Genomic DNA, 18,249 nt, shown 5'->3' with positions numbered 1-18,249 from the left:
GGCCCACCAGCGCGGGGATGACAGCACCGTGAGCATCTTCGCCATGATCCTCACGTTGGCCGTGGTGGTGTTCTTCGGCGCGGTCGTCGACATCGAGCAGAAACTCCAAGCCCGCCATGACGCCGGGACCGTCGCGCAGGAGGCGGCCCGAGCCGGTGCGAGCCGCATCGATCTCGACCGCGCCTACACCGACGGCACCTTCACCGTCGACCGTCGCGCCGCGATCCACGCCGCCCGTGCCTACCTTCGGACGGGCGGCTACACCAGCACCGTGACCATGTCGGGGACACGTGCCATCCAAGTCCACGTCACCATCACCCGGCCCGCACGTTTCCTTCCCCTCATCGGGATCAGCCACCTGCGCGCCGAAGGAGCCGCGACTGCGAACCTGATCACCGGAGTACAAGGACCTACCCGGCCATGACTGTTGCCCCTCCCACCCGGATCACCGAGATCCTGCGAGGATTCTGCGCTCTGCTGATCTGTGCCGTACTGCTGGTCGGTGTCCCGATCGGGTTGTACGCCGTGGCCGGCTCCCCGCTACCAGACCACGTTCCATCCTGGGAGCAGGTGACGGCCACGCTCATGCGGCCCGACACCGGCAACCGGCTGTTCCTGTCGGTGGTGCGGCTTCTCGGGTGGTCGGCGTGGGTCGTGTTCACGATCGCGACCTGCACCGAGGCCGTCGGCTGCCTGGCCGGGCACACCGCGCCCGCGCTGCCGCGTCCAGTCCGGCCAGCGCAACAACTGGCACGGGACTTGCTCGCCGCCATCACTCTCATCTTCAGCAGCGCCACGGTTCTCACGACTCCCGCGTCGGCCGCCACCCAGGTCGTCACCGCTGACACGCCACCCACCGACGGGCCCAGTACGTCCCCCTCCCGGAGCCCCGAGTGGGAACCGCTGCTCGGAGACGACACGCCGCCCACCCCGCCACCCGAACAACCCGCAGGGCGGACCCAAATCGTCCACCGTGGCGACACACTGTGGAGCCTGGCCCGCCGCGCCTACGGCTCCGGCGGCCGTTACACCAAGATTTTCGCTGCAAGCCGGACCATCGACCAGCCGCCCGGAGTACCGGCCCTCACCGATCCCGACGAGATCAGCCCCGGCCAGCGAATCCGACTCCCACCCGCCCGCACGAATATCGAAGACCCTCCGCCAGAACGCGGCTCCCACTCCGAACGTCTCCCGACGTCCGAGCGACACCGCTCTTACGACCGCCCGACGCACGCTCCCCGGGAAGGTCGCGGCACCCCTGGGAACCGGCCTTCGGAAGTACCGGCCCCGGTCGTCGCATCGCCCGTAGAGAACCCGCCGTCCACCCCAGTGCCGACGACAGCGCGTTCCGGAAACCCAAACAATCCGGGCATCACCCTGCCGTCCGGCTCCCACATCGGTATCGGTCTCGCCGCCGCGCTCAGCCTCGCCGTCGCCGCCACCCGCCTGCACCGGCGCCGCCAATACCGCAACAGCGCCCAGGACGCTCCCGCTGACCAGCCCGCACCCGCCCCGGTCGCCCAGGCCCGCAAGGCCCACCTGGACCGCACCTACGCCGCCCACGACGCCCCCGTCCCCTCCGACGCCGACCTCATCGCACTCGACCGCACCACACCGCCACCCGACAGCATCACTCTGGGCACCCGCGACAACACCACCATCACCCTGCCGTTCGCCGGACTCACCCTCGGCCTGACCGGCGACGGCGCGCACGCCGCAGCCCGAGCCATCACCACTGAACTCCTCGCCAAGGCACCCCGCGACCGCGCCGAGCTCCTCATCCCCCAGCCAGACGCCGACACCCTTTTCCCGGGCACCGCCCTCGACGGCATTCCAGGACTCACCCTCACCCCCACTTGCTCCACGGCCATCCCCGAACTGGAGGCCGAGATCGCGCACCGCGCCCAGCTCATGGAAGCCGCCGACCAACCCGACCTGATCGCACTACGCGCCACCGACCCCGCCGAACCCTTGCCCACCCTGCTCCTGACCGCCACCGTCCCCGACCCCACACCAGGCGCTCTCCAGGCCGTCACCCATCTCGGCCACCGCTACGGCTTCGGCACACTCATCCTCGGCCCCGCCCCCACGGGCACCACCCTGCACCTCACCGAAGACTCCACCGTCACCCGCGCCGAAGGACCATTCGCCGACACGCTCACCGGAGCACACCTGTTCCACCTGACCAGCGATGACGCCAACGCCATGCTCCACACCCTCCGCACCGCCATCGGAGCACCCGAGCCAGAAACGTCCACCGCCCCACCCCCAACACCCAGGCCCGCCACCACACGAGCAACCACCCACAGCGAGAACGCGTCCACCGAGACACTCACCCTCGCTCCCACCGGCCAGGACCAGACTCGCCCAATCCGTCTCCAAGTCCTCGGCCCCGTCCGCCTGCACACCACCGACGGACCCATCACCACCGGAGTCCGCCGCAGCGCCCGCGACCTGCTCGCCTACCTCGCCACCGAGCCCCGCGGGATCACCCGCGAGCAAGCCATAACCGCACTGTGGCCCGACCACCAACCCGACGCCGCGACCAACGCTTTCAACACGGCCGTAGCCAACATCCGCAAGACACTCCGCACCGCAACCGGGGTACGCGAGCCCATGTACCTCATCCGCACCGCAGGCCGCTACCACCTCGACCCCAGCTACATCGACGTCGACCAACAGCACCTCAACACCGCGCTCACCCAAGCCCGCCACGCCGACACCGACACCGCACGCATCGACGCACTGAAACGCATAGCCGATCTCTACACCGCCGAGTTCGCCGCCGACCTCACCTACGACTGGGTCGAGAACCACCGCGAACACCTACGCCGAGCCGTCATCGAAGCCCTGACCCGCCTCGCCCAGCTCCTCCGACACAGCCACCCAGAGCAAGCCCTCGCCGCCCTCGAACAGGCCATCACCCACGACCCCTACGCCGAACCCCTCTACCAATCCATCATGAAAATAGAGACCGACCTTGGCCGCCTTGATGCCGCCCGACGCACCTACCAACTCCTGACACTCCACCTCGCCAACATCGACACCGAACCCGACGACCGAACCCACAAGCTACTCACCGACCTACCCTCGCAGGGGCGATGAGGTCCCCGGCGCATGAGTCGGTGAATCCGGACCACGTGTAGTGTTACGACCCCTCGCAGGGGCGATGAGGACGCCGAGGCTGCCGACGCCAGGCACGGCATGACCCTGTTGCGACCCCTCGCAGGGGCGATGAGGACTTCCCGTCTCATCTGTGTCCAGGCCCCAACGGGCAGGTTGCGACCCCTCGCAGGGGCGATGAGGACTCTGAGATCTCCGCTTCCGGCGCGAACATCCGCAGCATGTTGCGACCCCTCGCAGGGGCGATGAGGACTCGTGTAGTGCTCGAACACCCGGCCCGCGGCGGCGTTGCGACCCCTCGCAGGGGCGATGAGGACGTGGTGTCGGATCTGCCCTACCGGCTCGCCTACATGTTGCGACCCCTCGCAGGGGCGATGAGGACGCGTGCCTTGTCGGTCAGGTAGGGCCGGAGCAGGACCGGTTGCGACCCCTCGCAGGGGCGATGAGGACCCCAGAGTAAAGCTGCTGGTCATGAGGAGCGGGGCGAGCGGGATCTAGGGGTGGTTTTCAGCAGACCTCCGGTAGTGCGGGAGAGCCCGGTGTGTCGCTGAAATTCGGTGCTGTGGAGTTGTCAAGGAGCGACTTCCGAAGATAACAGTGGGTTCGGATTGGTGGCTTTGGGTTGTGTTCGTACCGTTGCTTGCTTGCGGCCCCTCGGAGGGGCGATGAATCACGGGGTCTCGTGTCTGCAGAACAGGAGAACCAGTCTGTTGCGACCCCAGGAACCGCCGGTGGGCTCAGGGAATGACTGTGCGTCATGGTAACGGCTCCTCTGCGACCTTTGTCGGGGTTGCCGATCAAGATCGAGACTAGTTTTCCTGTTTCTCTGACATGCCAGGAGTGGGGCGTTAGCGTGGGCGCCGTCACGCAGGAGTGCTTGGTGGTCACTGTTCCAAAGGGTGCCGACATTTCTGTCTTGAGCCTGTCGAGTGGTCGGGGAGGGGCATGTTGCGGCTGCGGTTAGACATCCACACGGAGGCGCGGGAGCTGGCCTGGGGGTCGGTGATCCGTCCTGGGCGGGCGTTGGCGTATTCGCTGCTGGATCGGGTGGCTCCGGAGCTCGGAGCGGAAATCCATGCTCAGGGGTGGAAGCCGTACGGCATGGTGCCGTTCGGCTACTCGGCCCCGGTGTTTCCTGGGGCGCCGCGGCGGCGTGGGGTCTATGCGCTGGGTGGGCCCGGGATGTGGGAGTTGGGTAGCCCGGCGCTGGAGTTGGTGGAGGCGTTCGGGGCGGCGCTCGCGGGGATGCCGGTCCTAGCGTGGGGGGCTACGGCGTTTTTCGTTGATGCGGTCCATGTGGTGGAGGCTCCGTCGTTCTCTTCGGGCCGGGCCGTTTTTCGTACGGGGACGCCGGTGGTTTTGAAGGGGCCCGGGCTGGGGCCCTCTGGGGTGCGCGAGACGCGGCAGGACTGGTTGCTGCCCGGGGAGGCCGGGTGGGATCTGGCTTTTGAGCGCAATCTGCGGCGCAAGGCAGAGAGCCTGGGACTGGATTCGGAGGTCGTCCTGGAAAGGGTGACCTGGATCGGGCCCAAACGGTCGTTCGCCGTCGCGGGCAGCACTGGGGCGGGCGGGAGCAAGCCGGGCGCGTGCGTGGAGGTGGAGATCAGCGCTGATCCGGAGGTTCTGCGGGCCTTGTGGGTCTGGGGGTTGGGGCAGGCGAACAGCACCGGCTTCGGGTGGGTGTGCGCATGACCTCGGAGCAGGCGCGGCTTGTGTTGACGGCGCATCCGTTGCAGCAGGTCGGTGCGTACGCGGTGGCCGCGGTGGCCGGTGACCTTGACCCGGAGGAACTGCCGCCCGAGGACTTCGAGCAGGCCGTGAAGACGATGACGCGGGATGCGGTTCGGGCTGCTTTGGTTCGGAACAGCAAGATTGCCGAGGGGTTCTGGTTAAAGGCCAGTTATTCCTTCAGTCCGAACTCCCCGATGAACCATCCCAGTAACGCGAAGAAGTCCGAGGACGTCATCAAGGCGGCGATTGAGAGCTGGAGGGATCCGTCCGAGAGGGGCCTGCTGGAGGGTGTCGATTGTGTTCTGTGCGGGCGTTCGGCGGTCGGGTTCTTCGGCAAGCTCGACGTTCCCCTGGCCGAGAGTGACGCCTACCGCAACAGCACCCCGCGCGGGCATGAGGGGATGGCGTTGTGCAGGCCGTGTCTGGTGTGTTTTCACGCGCTGCCCTACGGGAGCCATCTGACGGGCGGTGCCTCGTACGCGCTGCACAGTTGGGATGCGCGGTTCATGCGCAGGACCGTCCAGCGTCAGGTGGACCGCAACCTGATCATCGCCGAGACCGGCAAGGTCACCGAGGGGTACGCGGCGGTCCGTGAGGTGGTGACGTTGCGGGCGTTGCAGAATTACGGCGAGCGACTCACCGCCGGGGTGGACCTGCTGGTCTTCAACAACAATAACCGCGGCCAGTCCCTGGAGGTTCATTCCCTGGACCAGCCACTGGCCGAGTGGCTGCGCAGCACTCTTCGTCCGGTGAACAGGAAGGGTTTCGCTTTCCTGGTGAAGGCACACGTCACGGCCTATTCGCCTGGGGTTGTGTTGCTGGCCCGCAATGTCTTCGGCGAGCCTGCGCGGCTGTTCAACACCGCGGTCCGCTACCTGGGGCGGGTCGTCCCGCATCCCGACCATGACCGTGAGCAGGCGGCCTCCGTGTCGGACCTGCTCTATTCCTTCGTCACCGAGGTGATGCAGATGAACGAGAAGGATCTCGCCGAGATCAGGTCGGCCGCGCACAAGGTGGCGGGTCTGCTGAGCAAGCAGGAGACCGGCGGGAAGTTGAACACGCTGCGCGCCGCCATGCGGGACCCGCGCAAGATGCGGGCGTGGCTGACGCGGCACAGCATGGAGTGGGCGATACAGCCGCCGAAGGGCGCTGAGGGACCCCTGGTGACCGAACGCGCGTTTGTTCTGCTGTTCGGTCCGGGTCAGGACAACCCCGCCTGGTTCCACCGCGACGTCTTCCTGTTCGGCGTGCTGGAGAAGCTCTCCGAGCTCGGCTGGAGTTCGAAGAAGGTCGAGGAAGACCTGGAAGAGATCGAGAACGCCACCGACGCCGAGTTCGTCACCAAGGAGGAAGAGCAGTGAGCTACCTGGCCGGAAAGATCGTCCTCGACATCGTCGCGGGTGCGCCCAACAACGGTGAGGGTGAGGACAACATCGGCAAGGCCAAGGCGCTGCGGGTGGGACGGGACGTCTACCCGTACGTGTCGGCGCAGGCGGTGCGCCGGTGGCTGCGTGACTGTCTTCCGTCGGACGAGCCCCGTTCCGGAGTGACCCGCTCGGGGTCGGGCAAGAAGCAGCAGGCTTACACCGAGGGCCGTCCGGACCGCTACCTGGACGATGACCTGTTCGGCTACATGGTCGCGGTGAGCAAGCAGAACTATCAGCGCGACACCGTGCTGGCCACCGGCACGTTCGTGTCACTCACACCGCAACGGCCCACCGAGGACTTCGGGACGATGAGCCGGAACTTCCCGGCCGGGGAGCATCCCGTCATCCACCAGCACGAGTTGTACAGCGCGGCCCTGGCAGCCGACGTGCTGCTGGACGTCCCGCGGGCGGGCGTGTTCGAGACCGACGGCAGCGGCCTTCGCGTCGCGCTGAGTCCGGTCGCCGCGCAGGAGGCCGAGGCCGAGGGTTCCGAGCCGACGGTTCTGCGCGGCACCGACGCGCTACGCCTGCCGCAGGAGGAGCGCCGCCGCCGGATCGCGGTGCTGTTGGAGACGTTGGCGAAGCTGCGGGGCGGCGCCAAGCAGGCCCTGCACTACGGCGACCGGACGCCCGCGCTGGTGTTGCTGGCGCCGGTGAAGGGAGGCATCAACCCCTTCACCCGTGTGGTGGGCGCCCGTGACGGCAAGCCCGTCTTCGACTCCGACGTCCTGCGCGAGGAGATCAACGCCTGGGCCGACGAGTTGGACGGACCGGTCAGGCTGGGGTGGGCGCCGGGGTTTCTCGGGGATCAGCGCGACAAGGCGATGCGTGAGTTGAAGGACCTAATCGATGACGGCACGGTGACCATCGAGCATCCGCGCGTCATGCTGACCAAGCTTGCGCGGGAGGTACGGCAGGGCGACCACGACGGCTGGTTCGAGGACCCGGCGTGACCACAACGCAGTCCGTTGCGCTGGAGGCGACGTTCACCGCGCCCGTCGCCTCCTTCCGCAACCCGCTGTATGCGGGCGTACAGGTCACCCTGCCGTGCCCGTCACCGGCGACCGTCGGCGGTCTCCTGGCCGGGGCCGCCGGGGGATGGGACGCCGTCGACCGGGGATTGCGGTTCGCGATGGCGTTCCGGTCAGGTGGGAAGAACGTCGACTACGAGACCTACCATCCGCTGGACGCCTCCGGTAAGAAGGCGTCTCCCACCCCGCGGCATCGTGAGTTCCTGGCCGCGGTCGTCCTGACGGTGTGGTTGCTGGAGGACGTCGATGGTTGGTGGCGGCGGCTTCGGCGTCCGGTGTGGCCGTTGCGTCTGGGGCGCAGCCAGGACCTCGTCGGGGTCTCGCTTCGCCGGGTGACGCTCGCCCCCGAGCCGGGGGCATTGCGTTTGGCAATCGTCCCCGACGCGGCTGGAGTGTCGGGAGGAACGCCGCTGCGACTGCCGACGGCCGTCGGCTCTCGCCGGGACCGGACGAAATGGGACACCTACCGATACGACTCGACGGGCCTCAGCCGGACGCAGGTTCCGGAGAGCTGGTCGACCGAGGAGGGGCAGGCGGTGGCTCTGCTGCCCGTCTGCCATCCCGACTCCTTCGCCTGGCGGTGATACCGGTGGTACTGGCGTCCGTTAACGCCAAGAGCAGCCGGGACGGACGTCCGCCGGAGCCTCTCATCGACCACTTGGCGGCGGCGCGTGAGGCCGCCCACCAACTCTCCCGTCGAGTGGGGACGCTCCCGAATTTGGACGACGGCCTAGGGCCGCTGTTCTGGCCGGTCGTCGAACTCGCCGCGCTCACTCATGACGGCGGGAAGATCCCCACGGGCTTCCAGGACATGCTCGCTGGACGTATCCGGCTGTGGGGGGAACGGCATGAAGTCCTGTCATTGGGATTCCTGCCGTCCCTCGTCCATGACCCGGACCTGTTGTTATGGGTGGCCACCGCCGTGGCCACCCACCACCGGCCGCTCCGCGGTGAACCCGGCCGCGACCTGGCGGGACTGTACGGCGACTGCGACATCGCCGAATTGCGGAAAAGAATCGGGCCGATCTCGCCCCAGGCCGTCCCCGAATTAGAGAAATGGTTCCACCACACGGCACCGGCGATCGGCCTGCCGGCGGCCGACTCGTCGCGGGCGTCGCTGACCACCGAGACACTTCTGGAGGCCGCGCACGGGCTGCTCAACATGGTGCTGGAGCGGTGGGACGAGCGAGCCGCGCCCGACCTCGGGCTCACCGCCGTTCTTCTGCAGGGCGCCGTCACTCTGGCCGACCATCTGTCGTCCGCGCATGGACGGTTGTCCCTCGCCCAGCCCTTGGACGGTTCCTTCCGTACGCTCCTCGACCAGAGGTTCGCCGGTCAGGGCAGGACGCTACGCCCCCACCAAGTGCGGGCCGAGGCACGGCTGGGGCATCTACTACTGCGGGCGCCGACCGGCAGCGGCAAAACCGAGGCCGCCCTGCTGTGGGCCGCCGCCCAGGTCACTGACCTGGCTCGCCACACCGGCGGAGTGCCTCGGGTCTTCTTCGCCCTCCCATACCTGTCGTCCATCAACGCGATGGCCGACCGTCTCAAAGAACTTTTCCAAGCACCCGAAACGGTCGGAGTAGCACACTCCAAAGCCGCCTCCTACCACCTGGCCGCATCGATCGCCCCCGAGGACGGCGACGAGACCGACCAGGACAACGACCCATGCCGCGTCAACGCAGCGACCAAAGCCATTTCCCGCGCCGCCGCCACCAAGCTGTTCCACGAAAGCGTCCGAGTCGCCACCCCGTACCAGTTGCTGCGCGCCGCCCTGGCCGGCCCCGCCCACTCCGGCATCCTCATCGATGCCGCCAACTCCGTCTTCGTTCTCGACGAACTCCACGTCTACGACCCCAGGCGGCTCGGCTACATCCTCGCCTCCGCGCGACTGTGGGAACGCCTCGGCGGACGCATCGCCGTCGTCTCTGCCACCCTCCCCGAGATGCTGTCCGAACTCTTCAGCCAGACACTCGCCCACCCCGTTGGCCTCGTGGACGCCGAAGGACTCGACCTCACACCACGCCATCGCCTCCGCATCAGGGATCACCACCTCACAGACCCGGCGGCGCTCGCCGAGATTCGTTTCCGCCTGTCTCAGAACGAGTCCGTCCTGGTGGTGGCCAACAACGTTGCTCAGGCACTGGAGCTCTTCGAAGAACTCGCCCCAGAGACCGAGGAACGCCACGGCCAAGGCTCCGCGCTGCTGCTGCACTCTCGGTTCCGCCGTGGAGACCGCAACGGCATCGAACAAAGCATCAGGGAAAGATTCGGCGCAGAACTACCGGGACGGCACCCGGGACTCCTGGTCGCAACGCAATGCGTCGAAGTCAGTTTGGACCTGGACTTCGACGTCCTGCTGACGGCCGCAGCCCCTCTTGAGGCCCTGCTCCAACGATTCGGCCGCGTCAACCGCCTCGCCGCCCGGCCCCCCGCCGACGTCATCGTCCACCACCCCCACTGGACGACCCGCCGCAATGCCCCAGGTCTCGACTACGCCGATGGCATCTACCCCCGCGAACCCGTCGAAGCCGCCTGGCAACTATTGACCGCCCACACCGACACCATCGTCGACGAACCCGACGCCACCACCTGGCTCAACCACATCTACAGCACCCCATGGGGAGCCACCTGGCGCGAGGAGGTCAACGACCGCTGTGAGCAATTCACCCGCAGGCTGCTCACCTTCCGCCGCCCCTTCGACTCCCGCTCCGACCTCACCGCCGTCTTCGACGAACTCTTCGAAGGCACCGAAGCGATCCTCACCCAGGACCACGACGACTACGCCGACGCCTTGGCCCAAGCCCCCGGCCAGTTCAAAGCCGGTCGTCTGCTGGCTGACGAATACCTGATCCCCATGCCGTACTGGGCTGGCGCTCTCGGCGGCTACGACAAGAAGCTCCAGGTGAACGTCGTCGACGGCGATTATGACGAGCATCTGGGCCTGCGCGCCGTTCGCGGCCCCGCCCAGTCCACCTACCAGCCCGGAGAAGTCCTGTGATCGAAGCCGAAGACGTCGGTGGCACTCACATCAAATACCTCTACCACTGCCGCCGACAACTCTGGCTCTTCCTGCGGGGCATCCGACCCGAGCATCTGAACGCAACCGTGCAACTAGGCGAAGCCGTCCATGACACCACCTACAGTCGCCACTCCCCCGTGGACCTCGGCGCAGCCCGCCTCGACTTCGTCGACGGCCAGAAATGGGTTCACGAGGTGAAATCGTCCAGCAGACCGACCGCCGCAGACGAAGCCCAAGCACGCCACTACTGCCACCGACTCCACCGCGTCGGAGTCGACGCACAAGGGGCTGTCCTGCACTACCCCAAGACCCGCCGAACCAAAAAGCTGATTTACACCGAGCAGGACGCGACACAAGCGGAAGCCGATATCACCGCCGTCCTGGCAACCGCGGCTCTACCCGTCTCCCCACCCCGCCTCGCCCGCAGCGCCTGCCGCGGATGCAGCTTCACCGACTACTGCTGGACGGAGTGACCTTGCCGACCGCTGCCCGTACCTACTGGCTGACAAGCCCCTGCCGGATCCGGCGCAAAGACCAGTCACTGCTGATCGAACGCGAGAACGCCTCCGCCGTCCATATCCCCATCACCGATGTGCGCGACATCGTCGCCTGTGCCGAAACCGACATCAACACCGCGGTCGTCTCCCTCCTCAACCGGCACCGCATCAACGTGCACATGCTCAGCTACTACGGCGACTACGCAGGGTCCCTGCTGACCTCTGACACCAGCACCTCAGGTGAGACCGTCCTCGCCCAGGCTCGGCTCGCCGGCAACCCCGACGCCGCCCTGAAAATCGCCCGCGACATCGTCGACGCCACAGCCTTCAACGTCCGCCGCACCGTTGACCGCAAACTCCTCGCCCGCCCCTACGCCGCCCTACAAAACTCCATAGCCGAAGCCGAAAGCGCCGCCCACCTCATGGGCGCCGAAGGAACCTTCCGCCGCTCAGCCTGGGCCGTCATCGACACCAAACTCCCCGAATGGCTTCAACTCGACGGACGCAGCCGCCGCCCACCCAAGAACGCCGGGAACGCCTTCATCAGCTACGTCAACGGCATCGTGTACGCCCGCATCCTCACCGCCGTCCGCCTCACCCCGTTGCACAGCGGCATCGCATTCCTGCACAGCAGCATGGAACGCCAACGACACTCCCTCGTCCTGGACCTAGCAGAAATGTTCAAACCGCTCTTCGCCGAGCGCCTTCTCCTGCGCATGGCCAGCCGCAACCAACTCAAAGAACACCACTTCGACAGCGACACCAACCAGGCAATGCTCAGCGAAGCAGGTCGCAAACTCGTCGTCCAAACCGTCCGGGACGAGTTCGCCGTCACCGTCACCCACCGCACCTTGGCACGCCCAGTGGCCTACGACGAACTCCTCTACCTCGACGCTCTGGCCCTAACCCGCCACTGCCTGGAGAACACCACCTACAAGCCCTTCCGAATCTGGTGGTGACCCCATGTACGTCGTGGTCGTCTACGACACCGCAGTCGAACGCAACCCCGTAATACTGCGCACGTGCCGCCAATACCTTCACCACGTCCAACGCAGCGTCTTCGAAGGACAACTAACCCCAGCCCAACTACGCCGCTTCAAAAACGCCGTCCACACCGCCCTCGACCTCACCTACGACAGCGTCATCGTCTACACCTTCCCACCCGGCACCACTCCCCAGCGCCTCGCCTGGGGAGCCACCGAACCCGAGCCCACCGACATCCTTTAACCTCGATCCTTGACACCTCCACAGCGCCAAACTTTCAGCGACACACCGGGCTCACCCGCACTACCGGAGGTCCACTGAAAACCACCCCAAAAACCCACTGACCCCACCACCTATGACCAGCAGCTTTATCGTGGGGTCCTCATCGCCCCTACGAGGGGTCGCAACATTTCCCCAGCTGCGGCGGCGTCACGATGATCAGGCCGTCCTCATCGCCCCTACGAGGGGTCGCAACAGGGAGAGTTCCGCGCAGAACGCGCGGATGATCTCAGGTCCTCATCGCCCCTACGAGGGGTCGCAACATCAGTTCCTGCCGGGTCTCCTTGCCTGTGATGCTGAGTCCTCATCGCCCCTACGAGGGGTCGCAACGCGCTGCGATGGTCGGGCTGCTGGCGTTCGGGGCGACGTCCTCATCGCCCCTACGAGGGGTCGCAACCTCTTCTGGCCGTCCGGCGGCCCTCGATCGCCTGCCCCGGTCCTCATCGCCCCTACGAGGGGTCGCAACGCGAAGGCAAGCGCGCCTACCCCGAGTACGTCATGTCCTCATCGCCCCTACGAGGGGTCGCAACGTGATGTGACCCCACAGCAGGGTCTGGGCGGTCAGTGTCCTCATCGCCCCTACGAGGGGTCGCAACGACCGGGAGGCAACCCGGTCGAGGTCGGCCGCCAGAGTCCTCATCGCCCCGACGAGGGTTCGCAACGCGGCCACGCGCTCGCGGACCTGCCGATCGTGGGCAGGTCCTCATCGCCCCTGCGAGGGTTCGCAACACCGCAAGACGACCTCCGCCGATGAGCGGGAGGCGGGTCCTCATCGCCCCGCGACGACATCCTGGCCTTCGCCGCGTTCCCCGAGGCCGTCTGGCGCCAGATCTGGTCCAACAACCCTCAAGAGCGGCTGAACAAGGAGATCCGCCGCCGCACCGACGTGGTCGGCAACTTCCCCGACCGCACCGCCATCATCCGGCTCGTCGGCGCCGTACTGGCCGAGCAGAACGATGAATGGACCGAGCAACGCCGCTACATGGGAGTGGAACTGCTGGCCGCGTGTCAGAGAGTAGGCCAGAAACCGACACCAATGATGCCGACATGACAATTGAGGCAATAGGTGCTTAAGTAGCCGATAGATCACGAGGTGGCCTTCTTATACACCACCTGCTGGACGTAGCCGTTGGTGATGTGGATCGATATTAGTTTGAGCCGTTCTCTCTCCTTCTGACCGGGTGGAGCTGTAACGTTGCCGCAGTTGAGAGGAGTGCATGGTGGCCACAGCGCTTCCCTCCGCAACATGGAGACCTGGACAGGAGAGGTGGTTGGGGCGTGGGGATAAGAAACGCCAGTTCGATCCAGGGTTCCGCGCGGGAGCAGTATGGATCGTCAAGGAGACCGGCAAGCCCGTGGCGCAAGTCGCGCGGGATCTGGGGATCAGCCGCTACACGCTGCAAAACTGGGTGAAGAACGACAGGGGGCAGGCTCAGGGCGGAGAGTTGGGCGAGTCCGAGCGCCAGGAGTTGGCCCGGTTGCGGGCTGAGCGGGCCGCATGGGAGAGGGAACGGGCTGAGCTTGAGATGGAGCGTGACGTGCTCAAGCGATCGGTGGTCCTGTGGGTGAAGGACTCGATGAGCCAGTGATCGTGGCGCAGTTGATCGCGTTCGATATCCCGCATGTGATCGCCTGCCGCGCTAGGGGCTTGCTGCCCTGGTTCTACAAGTGGACAACTGTGAGTCGACTCCACGCGTACAGCGAGTGCGAACTGGATGAGGAGGTCAAGCTCCTTTTTACCCGCCTCGGGCGGGCGTACGGGTCCTCGCGGATCACCCGTCGCCGCCCGAGGTGGGAAGGAAGGTCTTCCCCCAACACCGTCGCGGCGCGGATGGCCGAGTTGGCTTGGCCGGGCGTCCGCCCAGGCGTAGGCAGTCACTGACCTGGCTGGGCCAGCGTCGGTCGCGCCCGACCTGGTGCACAACTTCACGGCCGTAGCGCCGGACGAGTTGTGGTGCTTGGCGTCACGCAGATCGACACCGCCGAGGGGCCGCTGTATCTGGCGATGGTGAAGGATCTGTTCTCGCGCTGGATTCTCGGCCGCGCCATGTCCACCCACCACGACACGAACCGGTCACACGTCACACAGGCCTCATACACCACTCCCGTGGACGTGAACTCACCAACCCGCCCAGGCCCCAGAGGTGCCGCTACTATGACCTGCAGTTTCATTCCCTGGGCCTGCAAGCGGCCCCTGGGGTTGCAACAGATTGGTTTTCGCCGTCGGCAGACACGGGAACCTGACACTCATCGCCCCTACGAGGATCGCAACACCTGCACGGTGAACGACACGTGCCAGCGGTGCGCGGGTCCTCATCGCCCCTACGAGGGGGCGCGACGGAGCACGCCGTGGGACTGCGTGGTCGGGCGTCTTCCCATCCCCCTGTAAGCGGGATACCGAGATCCAACGATGGTTTTAGCCTCTTGGGTTAGTTTCTCAAGCTAATCCAGCTCCTTAGCGCGGGAGCCCGTGCGCATGGTGCCCCGCGTACGGGCTCGGATCGCGGTCATGTAAGTGTGGCCTGAATGGCTCAGCTACCACCATTACGCCGTAGACATCGCCGATCGAGGTTGAGGTCGGTAAACGATCAACCGTCGGCACAGCCCGTGTGGTCAGGGGATTGGGAAGTGGGATGGGATTGTTAGTTGGCAGCGGTGGGTGGTGGGGTTGTGGGTGCAGCCATGCGCGTGGTTTTCCGTAGGGGGTACATCACAGATAGGAGGGGCCGTCCCCGCAGGGCAGTTGGTGATCAGCGGGACGTTTTCCCTCGGCTCCTAAGCTGCTTGTCACGGTTGACGTGGATTTCGGTTGTACGAGCCTCGATGTCCCACCGGGCTGCCGACACGCTGCCGCCTCGCGATTCCGACCGTGACACCCGCGTGTGGTTGGGGTTATCCGTGGAGCGTCATTGCGCGGGTTTGGGCCCTCTTGGGGGAAGCCCGGGCATGGGGGAACGCCCATCGTGCCTAACGGCAGCCTGACCACTACCGGCTCGTTAGGCCCACGACGCATTCGAGTCCGGCGCAGACTCTCTTGACGATGGTCTTGCTGGTGGTGGGCGGGCAGGCTGCGGTAGCGCTCAGCGGTTGGACGAGGTTGTCAGTGGCGGATGGTAGGTCTGTTGCTCTGTCGATCAGCTTCTCGGGGGAAGGACGGGCAGGCATGGCGGGAGAGCGCTACGTTGACCACGAGGTCCTCAAAGCGTTCGCGCAGTCCAAGGTGAACGTGCCGAAGGAGGAGGCAAAGGAGCGCCGCCGTCAGGTTAACTACCTGCGGGAGCGGCTCGAGGACTACATCGCGGACCACCCGGACTTTGACCTGGTGAAGCTCCGCGCGTCTGGCAGCACAGCCAAGCACACGGCGATCCGGCGCAGGAGTGGCACGGGGTCGGACGCGGACGTTGCCGCCTACCTACGGACCACGGACACCGATATCGAGGTCTCGACGATGCTGAGCTGGCTGCGAGAGCGCTGCATCGAGGTCTATGGGGCAACGAAGGAGGCGGAGGACTTCAAGCTGTCGGACCACGCCGTTGGGATCACTATGCGCGGCAGTGGTTTGAAGATCGACGTCGTGCCGGTGCTGTACACCGGCGAGCCGGATGACCGGGGGTACCTGGTCACCTCCGACGGCATCAAGGTGCTCACCTCGGTCACGCTGCACCTGCAGTTCATCCAGACGCGCAAGGACAAGGCCGGTGACGGTTACCGGGAAGTGATCCGGCTGCTGAAGGCGTGGATCCGCGAGAGCAAGGAGGCCGACCCGGAACTGCGTTGCAAGTCGTTCCTGCTCGAACTCCTGGTGGCCCACCTCTGGGACGCCGGCTGGAACGGCAAGCCGCTCCAGGTCGACGACTACCCGGCAGCGATCGAGCAGGTTCTCTCCTACATCGTCCGCACCGGCTTGAGGACGCCGATCGTCTTCACCGACTACTACAAGGCGGAGGCGGTGAATGCCACGGCGCACCCGATCCAGGTCTGGGACCCGGTTAACCCGGAGAACAATGTCGCATGCGGCTACACCGAGCAGGACCGCCAACGGCTGATGAACCACGCCAAGACCGCCCTCGAGACCATCTCGATGGCCGCCTACGCGCCCACCAAGAGTGAGGCGCTCGATACCTGGCGCGAGCTGTTCGGCCCTACCTTCCCGGGAGAGTGATCATGACCGGCTCGTACACGAGATCCGCCTCCGCTTCGTTCACGATCACCGACGCCCGGTATGTCGGAGGCAGAGTCGGCGCCGATCTGCGTCTACTGCACAACCTCTACGGCAAACCCGGCCTCGACAACATCGAGAACTACGCCGAGGAAGTCGCGATCCTCTTGGACCGCGGATTTCTCGACACCGTCGACTATGGCTTCCGCGACACAGCGACCAACGCTTGGAAGTTCCGCCTGCGATACAAGGCCACGGTCGGAGGCCAGCTCACGGACTCACGGCCGGGCAGCTTCCCGGACCCGGTCGACCTCACCGGCTACGGCTTCCACAGCCACCTGACCTACAGCTCTGCCTTCTGGCTCCTGCCCAGCAGCGAGCAGGCCGGGGTCAAGGAGAGCCTCCCGATCTCCCGGACGACCGGCACCGCCCCGAGCGCTCTCACGGGCACCACAACTACGGGGCACGGCTACGCCCGCAACGGCGCTGGCGTGTCCCGCGACGTCTACGTCGCCTACTAGTCCAGCGTCATCGGCAGGAAGAATAAATACGTGACCAGCCAGGACGACCTGTTCCACCCCGTCATCGAACTGCCCGAGCCCACCCGCCGTGCGCGCTACGACCGCCTGGTCGGCCTCGACGACACAAAACTCCGCCTACGCAAAGAAACCGCGCTCCTTGCGGACCCCCACCGGCTCCGGGCTTGGGCCGCCGCCTATCACGACGGCGATGTCGCTGCTCTCACCCTTTTCGAGGACCGGGCGCCGCTGTTCATCTTCGGCGGCGACGTCGGCTCCGGTAAGTCGGCCCTGGCCGAGTCCTTCGGCTGCGACCTCGCCGACTTTCTCGAACTGCCCGTATACTTGTACCGGCTCAAGCTCGCCACTCGTGGCAGCGGCCTGGTAGGTGAGATGACCTCACTCATCGGCGACGCCTTCACCCACATGCACATGATGGGCAAGCGCGTCTCCGACTCTCACGGTGCGCGCGCCGTGCAAATCCTCGTCGTCGACGAGGCCGATGCCCTGGTGCAGTCCCGCGAGGCCCAGCAGATGCACCACGAGGACCGAGCCGGCGTTGACGCGTTCCTGGCCGGCATCGACAGCCTTGCCGGTGCCCGACTCCCGGTCGTCGTGGTGCTGTGCACTAACCGGCTCGCCACTCTCGACCCCGCCATCATGCGTCGCGCAGCGGCCACCTTCACTTTCAGTCGCCCCAGCGATGAGCAGCGCTACGCGGTCCTCAGCCAGGCACTCGACGGGCTCGGCATCCGCCCGGAAACCGTCCGCAAGGTCGTGGAACTCACCGGCCCCAACGGTGACCAGCCCGGCTACACGTTCTCCGACCTAACCCAGCGACTGGTCCCGGCCGCCGTCTTCCGCGCTTTCCCCGACCGGCCGGTCACTGATGAAGACCTCCTCGACCTCGCCGAAGAACTGGAGCCGACCCCCGTCTTCACCGAGAGACGCCGATGACCCATCTGCCCGCGGCCGGCCCTACCAGCGTCCGCACCACCGGCGACTACTACCAGTGGCTCGTCGCATGGGAGGCCTGCCTGACCCTCCTTCGGGAGACCGCCGCTCGCTCACACAACCCCGTCCGCGCAGTCGGTGTCGAACTCGAGGGTGTGGGCAACCTCGACGACGTTGTCCTGCTGCGGGACGCTCCTCCAAACACCTACAAGCAGGTCAAGTACGCGGTTGACAGCGCTACACCGGTCAACGAGGACTATTTGACCAAGCCCAGCGCCAACGGTGGGCCGTCGATCCTCACGAAGATCGCCAGGACATGGAAGATGTTGACGGCGGACAGCGGCAGCGCCGACCTGCGCCTGGTCACCAACCGGGCGGCCGACCCCGAGGACGTCTTAGACGTCATCTCATTTGGGTTGGCGCCGGTAGTCTGCGGCCGTGGAGATGGTCGAGCGGCTGGTGCCGGAGGAGTTGTGGGAGCTGTTCCAGCGGGTGGTGCCGCCCGCTCCGAGGAGGCCGCAGGG

General features: G+C 66.3%; 14 protein-coding genes, 2 pseudogenes and 2 CRISPR repeat arrays. All 16 genes and pseudogenes read left to right on the top strand.

Features of this window, described 5'->3' with window-relative positions:
- The first annotated feature begins 28 nt into the window (after positions 1–28).
- Positions 29–424 carry a pilus assembly protein TadG-related protein gene (locus tag D0T12_RS04765; RefSeq protein WP_117398069.1) on the top strand — a complete coding sequence of 132 codons (396 nt, stop codon included), beginning with the start codon at positions 29–31 and terminating at the stop codon, positions 422–424.
- Positions 421–3,105, top strand: a complete 2,685-nt coding sequence (locus tag D0T12_RS04760; protein ID WP_117398068.1) for a BTAD domain-containing putative transcriptional regulator — start codon at positions 421–423, stop codon at positions 3,103–3,105. Before D0T12_RS04765 ends, D0T12_RS04760 begins: the two co-directional genes overlap by 4 nt.
- A 42-nt stretch (positions 3,106–3,147) precedes the next feature.
- Positions 3,148–3,573: direct repeats of the CRISPR family, unit length 30 nt; unit sequence GTTGCGACCCCTCGCAGGGGCGATGAGGAC.
- 495 nt (positions 3,574–4,068) lie between these two features.
- Positions 4,069–4,815 (top strand): CRISPR-associated endoribonuclease Cas6, encoded by a 747-nt coding sequence (locus tag D0T12_RS36970; protein ID WP_117398067.1) that lies wholly within the window; start codon positions 4,069–4,071, stop codon positions 4,813–4,815.
- Complete coding sequence (locus D0T12_RS04750) at positions 4,812–6,215, top strand: hypothetical protein (RefSeq protein WP_117398066.1); 1,404 nt, start codon at positions 4,812–4,814, stop codon at positions 6,213–6,215. The genes D0T12_RS36970 and D0T12_RS04750 overlap by 4 nt, the downstream gene beginning before the upstream one ends.
- A complete protein-coding gene (gene cas7i / locus D0T12_RS04745) occupies positions 6,212–7,234 on the top strand; it encodes a type I-B CRISPR-associated protein Cas7/Cst2/DevR (protein ID WP_117398065.1) in 1,023 nt (340 codons plus the stop codon). The genes D0T12_RS04750 and cas7i overlap by 4 nt, the downstream gene beginning before the upstream one ends.
- Positions 7,231–7,896, top strand: coding sequence for a CRISPR-associated protein Cas5 (cas5, locus tag D0T12_RS04740; RefSeq protein ID WP_233525851.1), 666 nt, complete (start codon positions 7,231–7,233; stop codon positions 7,894–7,896). Before cas7i ends, cas5 begins: the two co-directional genes overlap by 4 nt.
- Positions 7,893–10,313: a CRISPR-associated helicase Cas3' gene (cas3, locus tag D0T12_RS04735; protein WP_233525850.1), complete on the top strand. Its 2,421-nt coding sequence runs from the start codon at positions 7,893–7,895 to the stop codon at positions 10,311–10,313. Before cas5 ends, cas3 begins: the two co-directional genes overlap by 4 nt.
- On the top strand, positions 10,310–10,807 hold the full coding sequence (locus D0T12_RS04730; RefSeq protein ID WP_199487298.1) for a CRISPR-associated protein Cas4: 498 nt from the start codon (positions 10,310–10,312) through the stop codon (positions 10,805–10,807). Before cas3 ends, D0T12_RS04730 begins: the two co-directional genes overlap by 4 nt.
- Positions 10,808–10,809: 2 nt before the next feature.
- Positions 10,810–11,790 (top strand): type I-B CRISPR-associated endonuclease Cas1b, encoded by a 981-nt coding sequence (gene cas1b / locus D0T12_RS04725; protein WP_117398912.1) that lies wholly within the window; start codon positions 10,810–10,812, stop codon positions 11,788–11,790.
- A 4-nt stretch (positions 11,791–11,794) separates the two neighbouring features.
- Positions 11,795–12,058 carry a CRISPR-associated endonuclease Cas2 gene (gene cas2, locus D0T12_RS04720; RefSeq protein ID WP_117398064.1) on the top strand — a complete coding sequence of 88 codons (264 nt, stop codon included), beginning with the start codon at positions 11,795–11,797 and terminating at the stop codon, positions 12,056–12,058.
- A gap of 135 nt (positions 12,059–12,193) precedes the next feature.
- Positions 12,194–12,823: direct repeats of the CRISPR family, unit length 30 nt; unit sequence GTCCTCATCGCCCCTACGAGGGGTCGCAAC.
- A gap of 49 nt (positions 12,824–12,872) precedes the next feature.
- Positions 12,873–13,145, top strand: a pseudogene (locus tag D0T12_RS04715) (transposase); the annotation flags it as partial.
- A gap of 220 nt (positions 13,146–13,365) precedes the next feature.
- Positions 13,366–13,683, top strand: coding sequence for a transposase (locus D0T12_RS04710; RefSeq protein ID WP_117398063.1), 318 nt, complete (start codon positions 13,366–13,368; stop codon positions 13,681–13,683).
- 1,451 nt (positions 13,684–15,134) lie between these two features.
- Positions 15,135–16,256, top strand: a complete 1,122-nt coding sequence (locus D0T12_RS04700; protein ID WP_199487297.1) for a CBASS oligonucleotide cyclase — start codon at positions 15,135–15,137, stop codon at positions 16,254–16,256.
- Positions 16,257–16,258: 2 nt separating this feature from the next.
- The gene (locus tag D0T12_RS04695; protein WP_117398060.1) at positions 16,259–16,774 is read left to right on the top strand and encodes an HORMA-1 domain-containing protein; all 516 of its coding nucleotides are present in this window, start codon (positions 16,259–16,261) and stop codon (positions 16,772–16,774) included.
- 30 nt (positions 16,775–16,804) lie between these two features.
- Positions 16,805–17,728: an AAA family ATPase gene (locus D0T12_RS04690; RefSeq protein ID WP_117398059.1), complete on the top strand. Its 924-nt coding sequence runs from the start codon at positions 16,805–16,807 to the stop codon at positions 17,726–17,728.
- Between the two features lie 435 nt (positions 17,729–18,163).
- A pseudogene (locus D0T12_RS04680) lies at positions 18,164–18,249 on the top strand (IS5/IS1182 family transposase); the annotation flags it as partial.

The sequence above is a fragment of the Actinomadura spongiicola genome, assembly GCF_003432485.1.
GTDB lineage: Bacteria > Actinomycetota > Actinomycetes > Streptosporangiales > Streptosporangiaceae > Spirillospora > Spirillospora spongiicola.
This window is presented reverse-complemented; position numbering and strand designations above follow the sequence as displayed.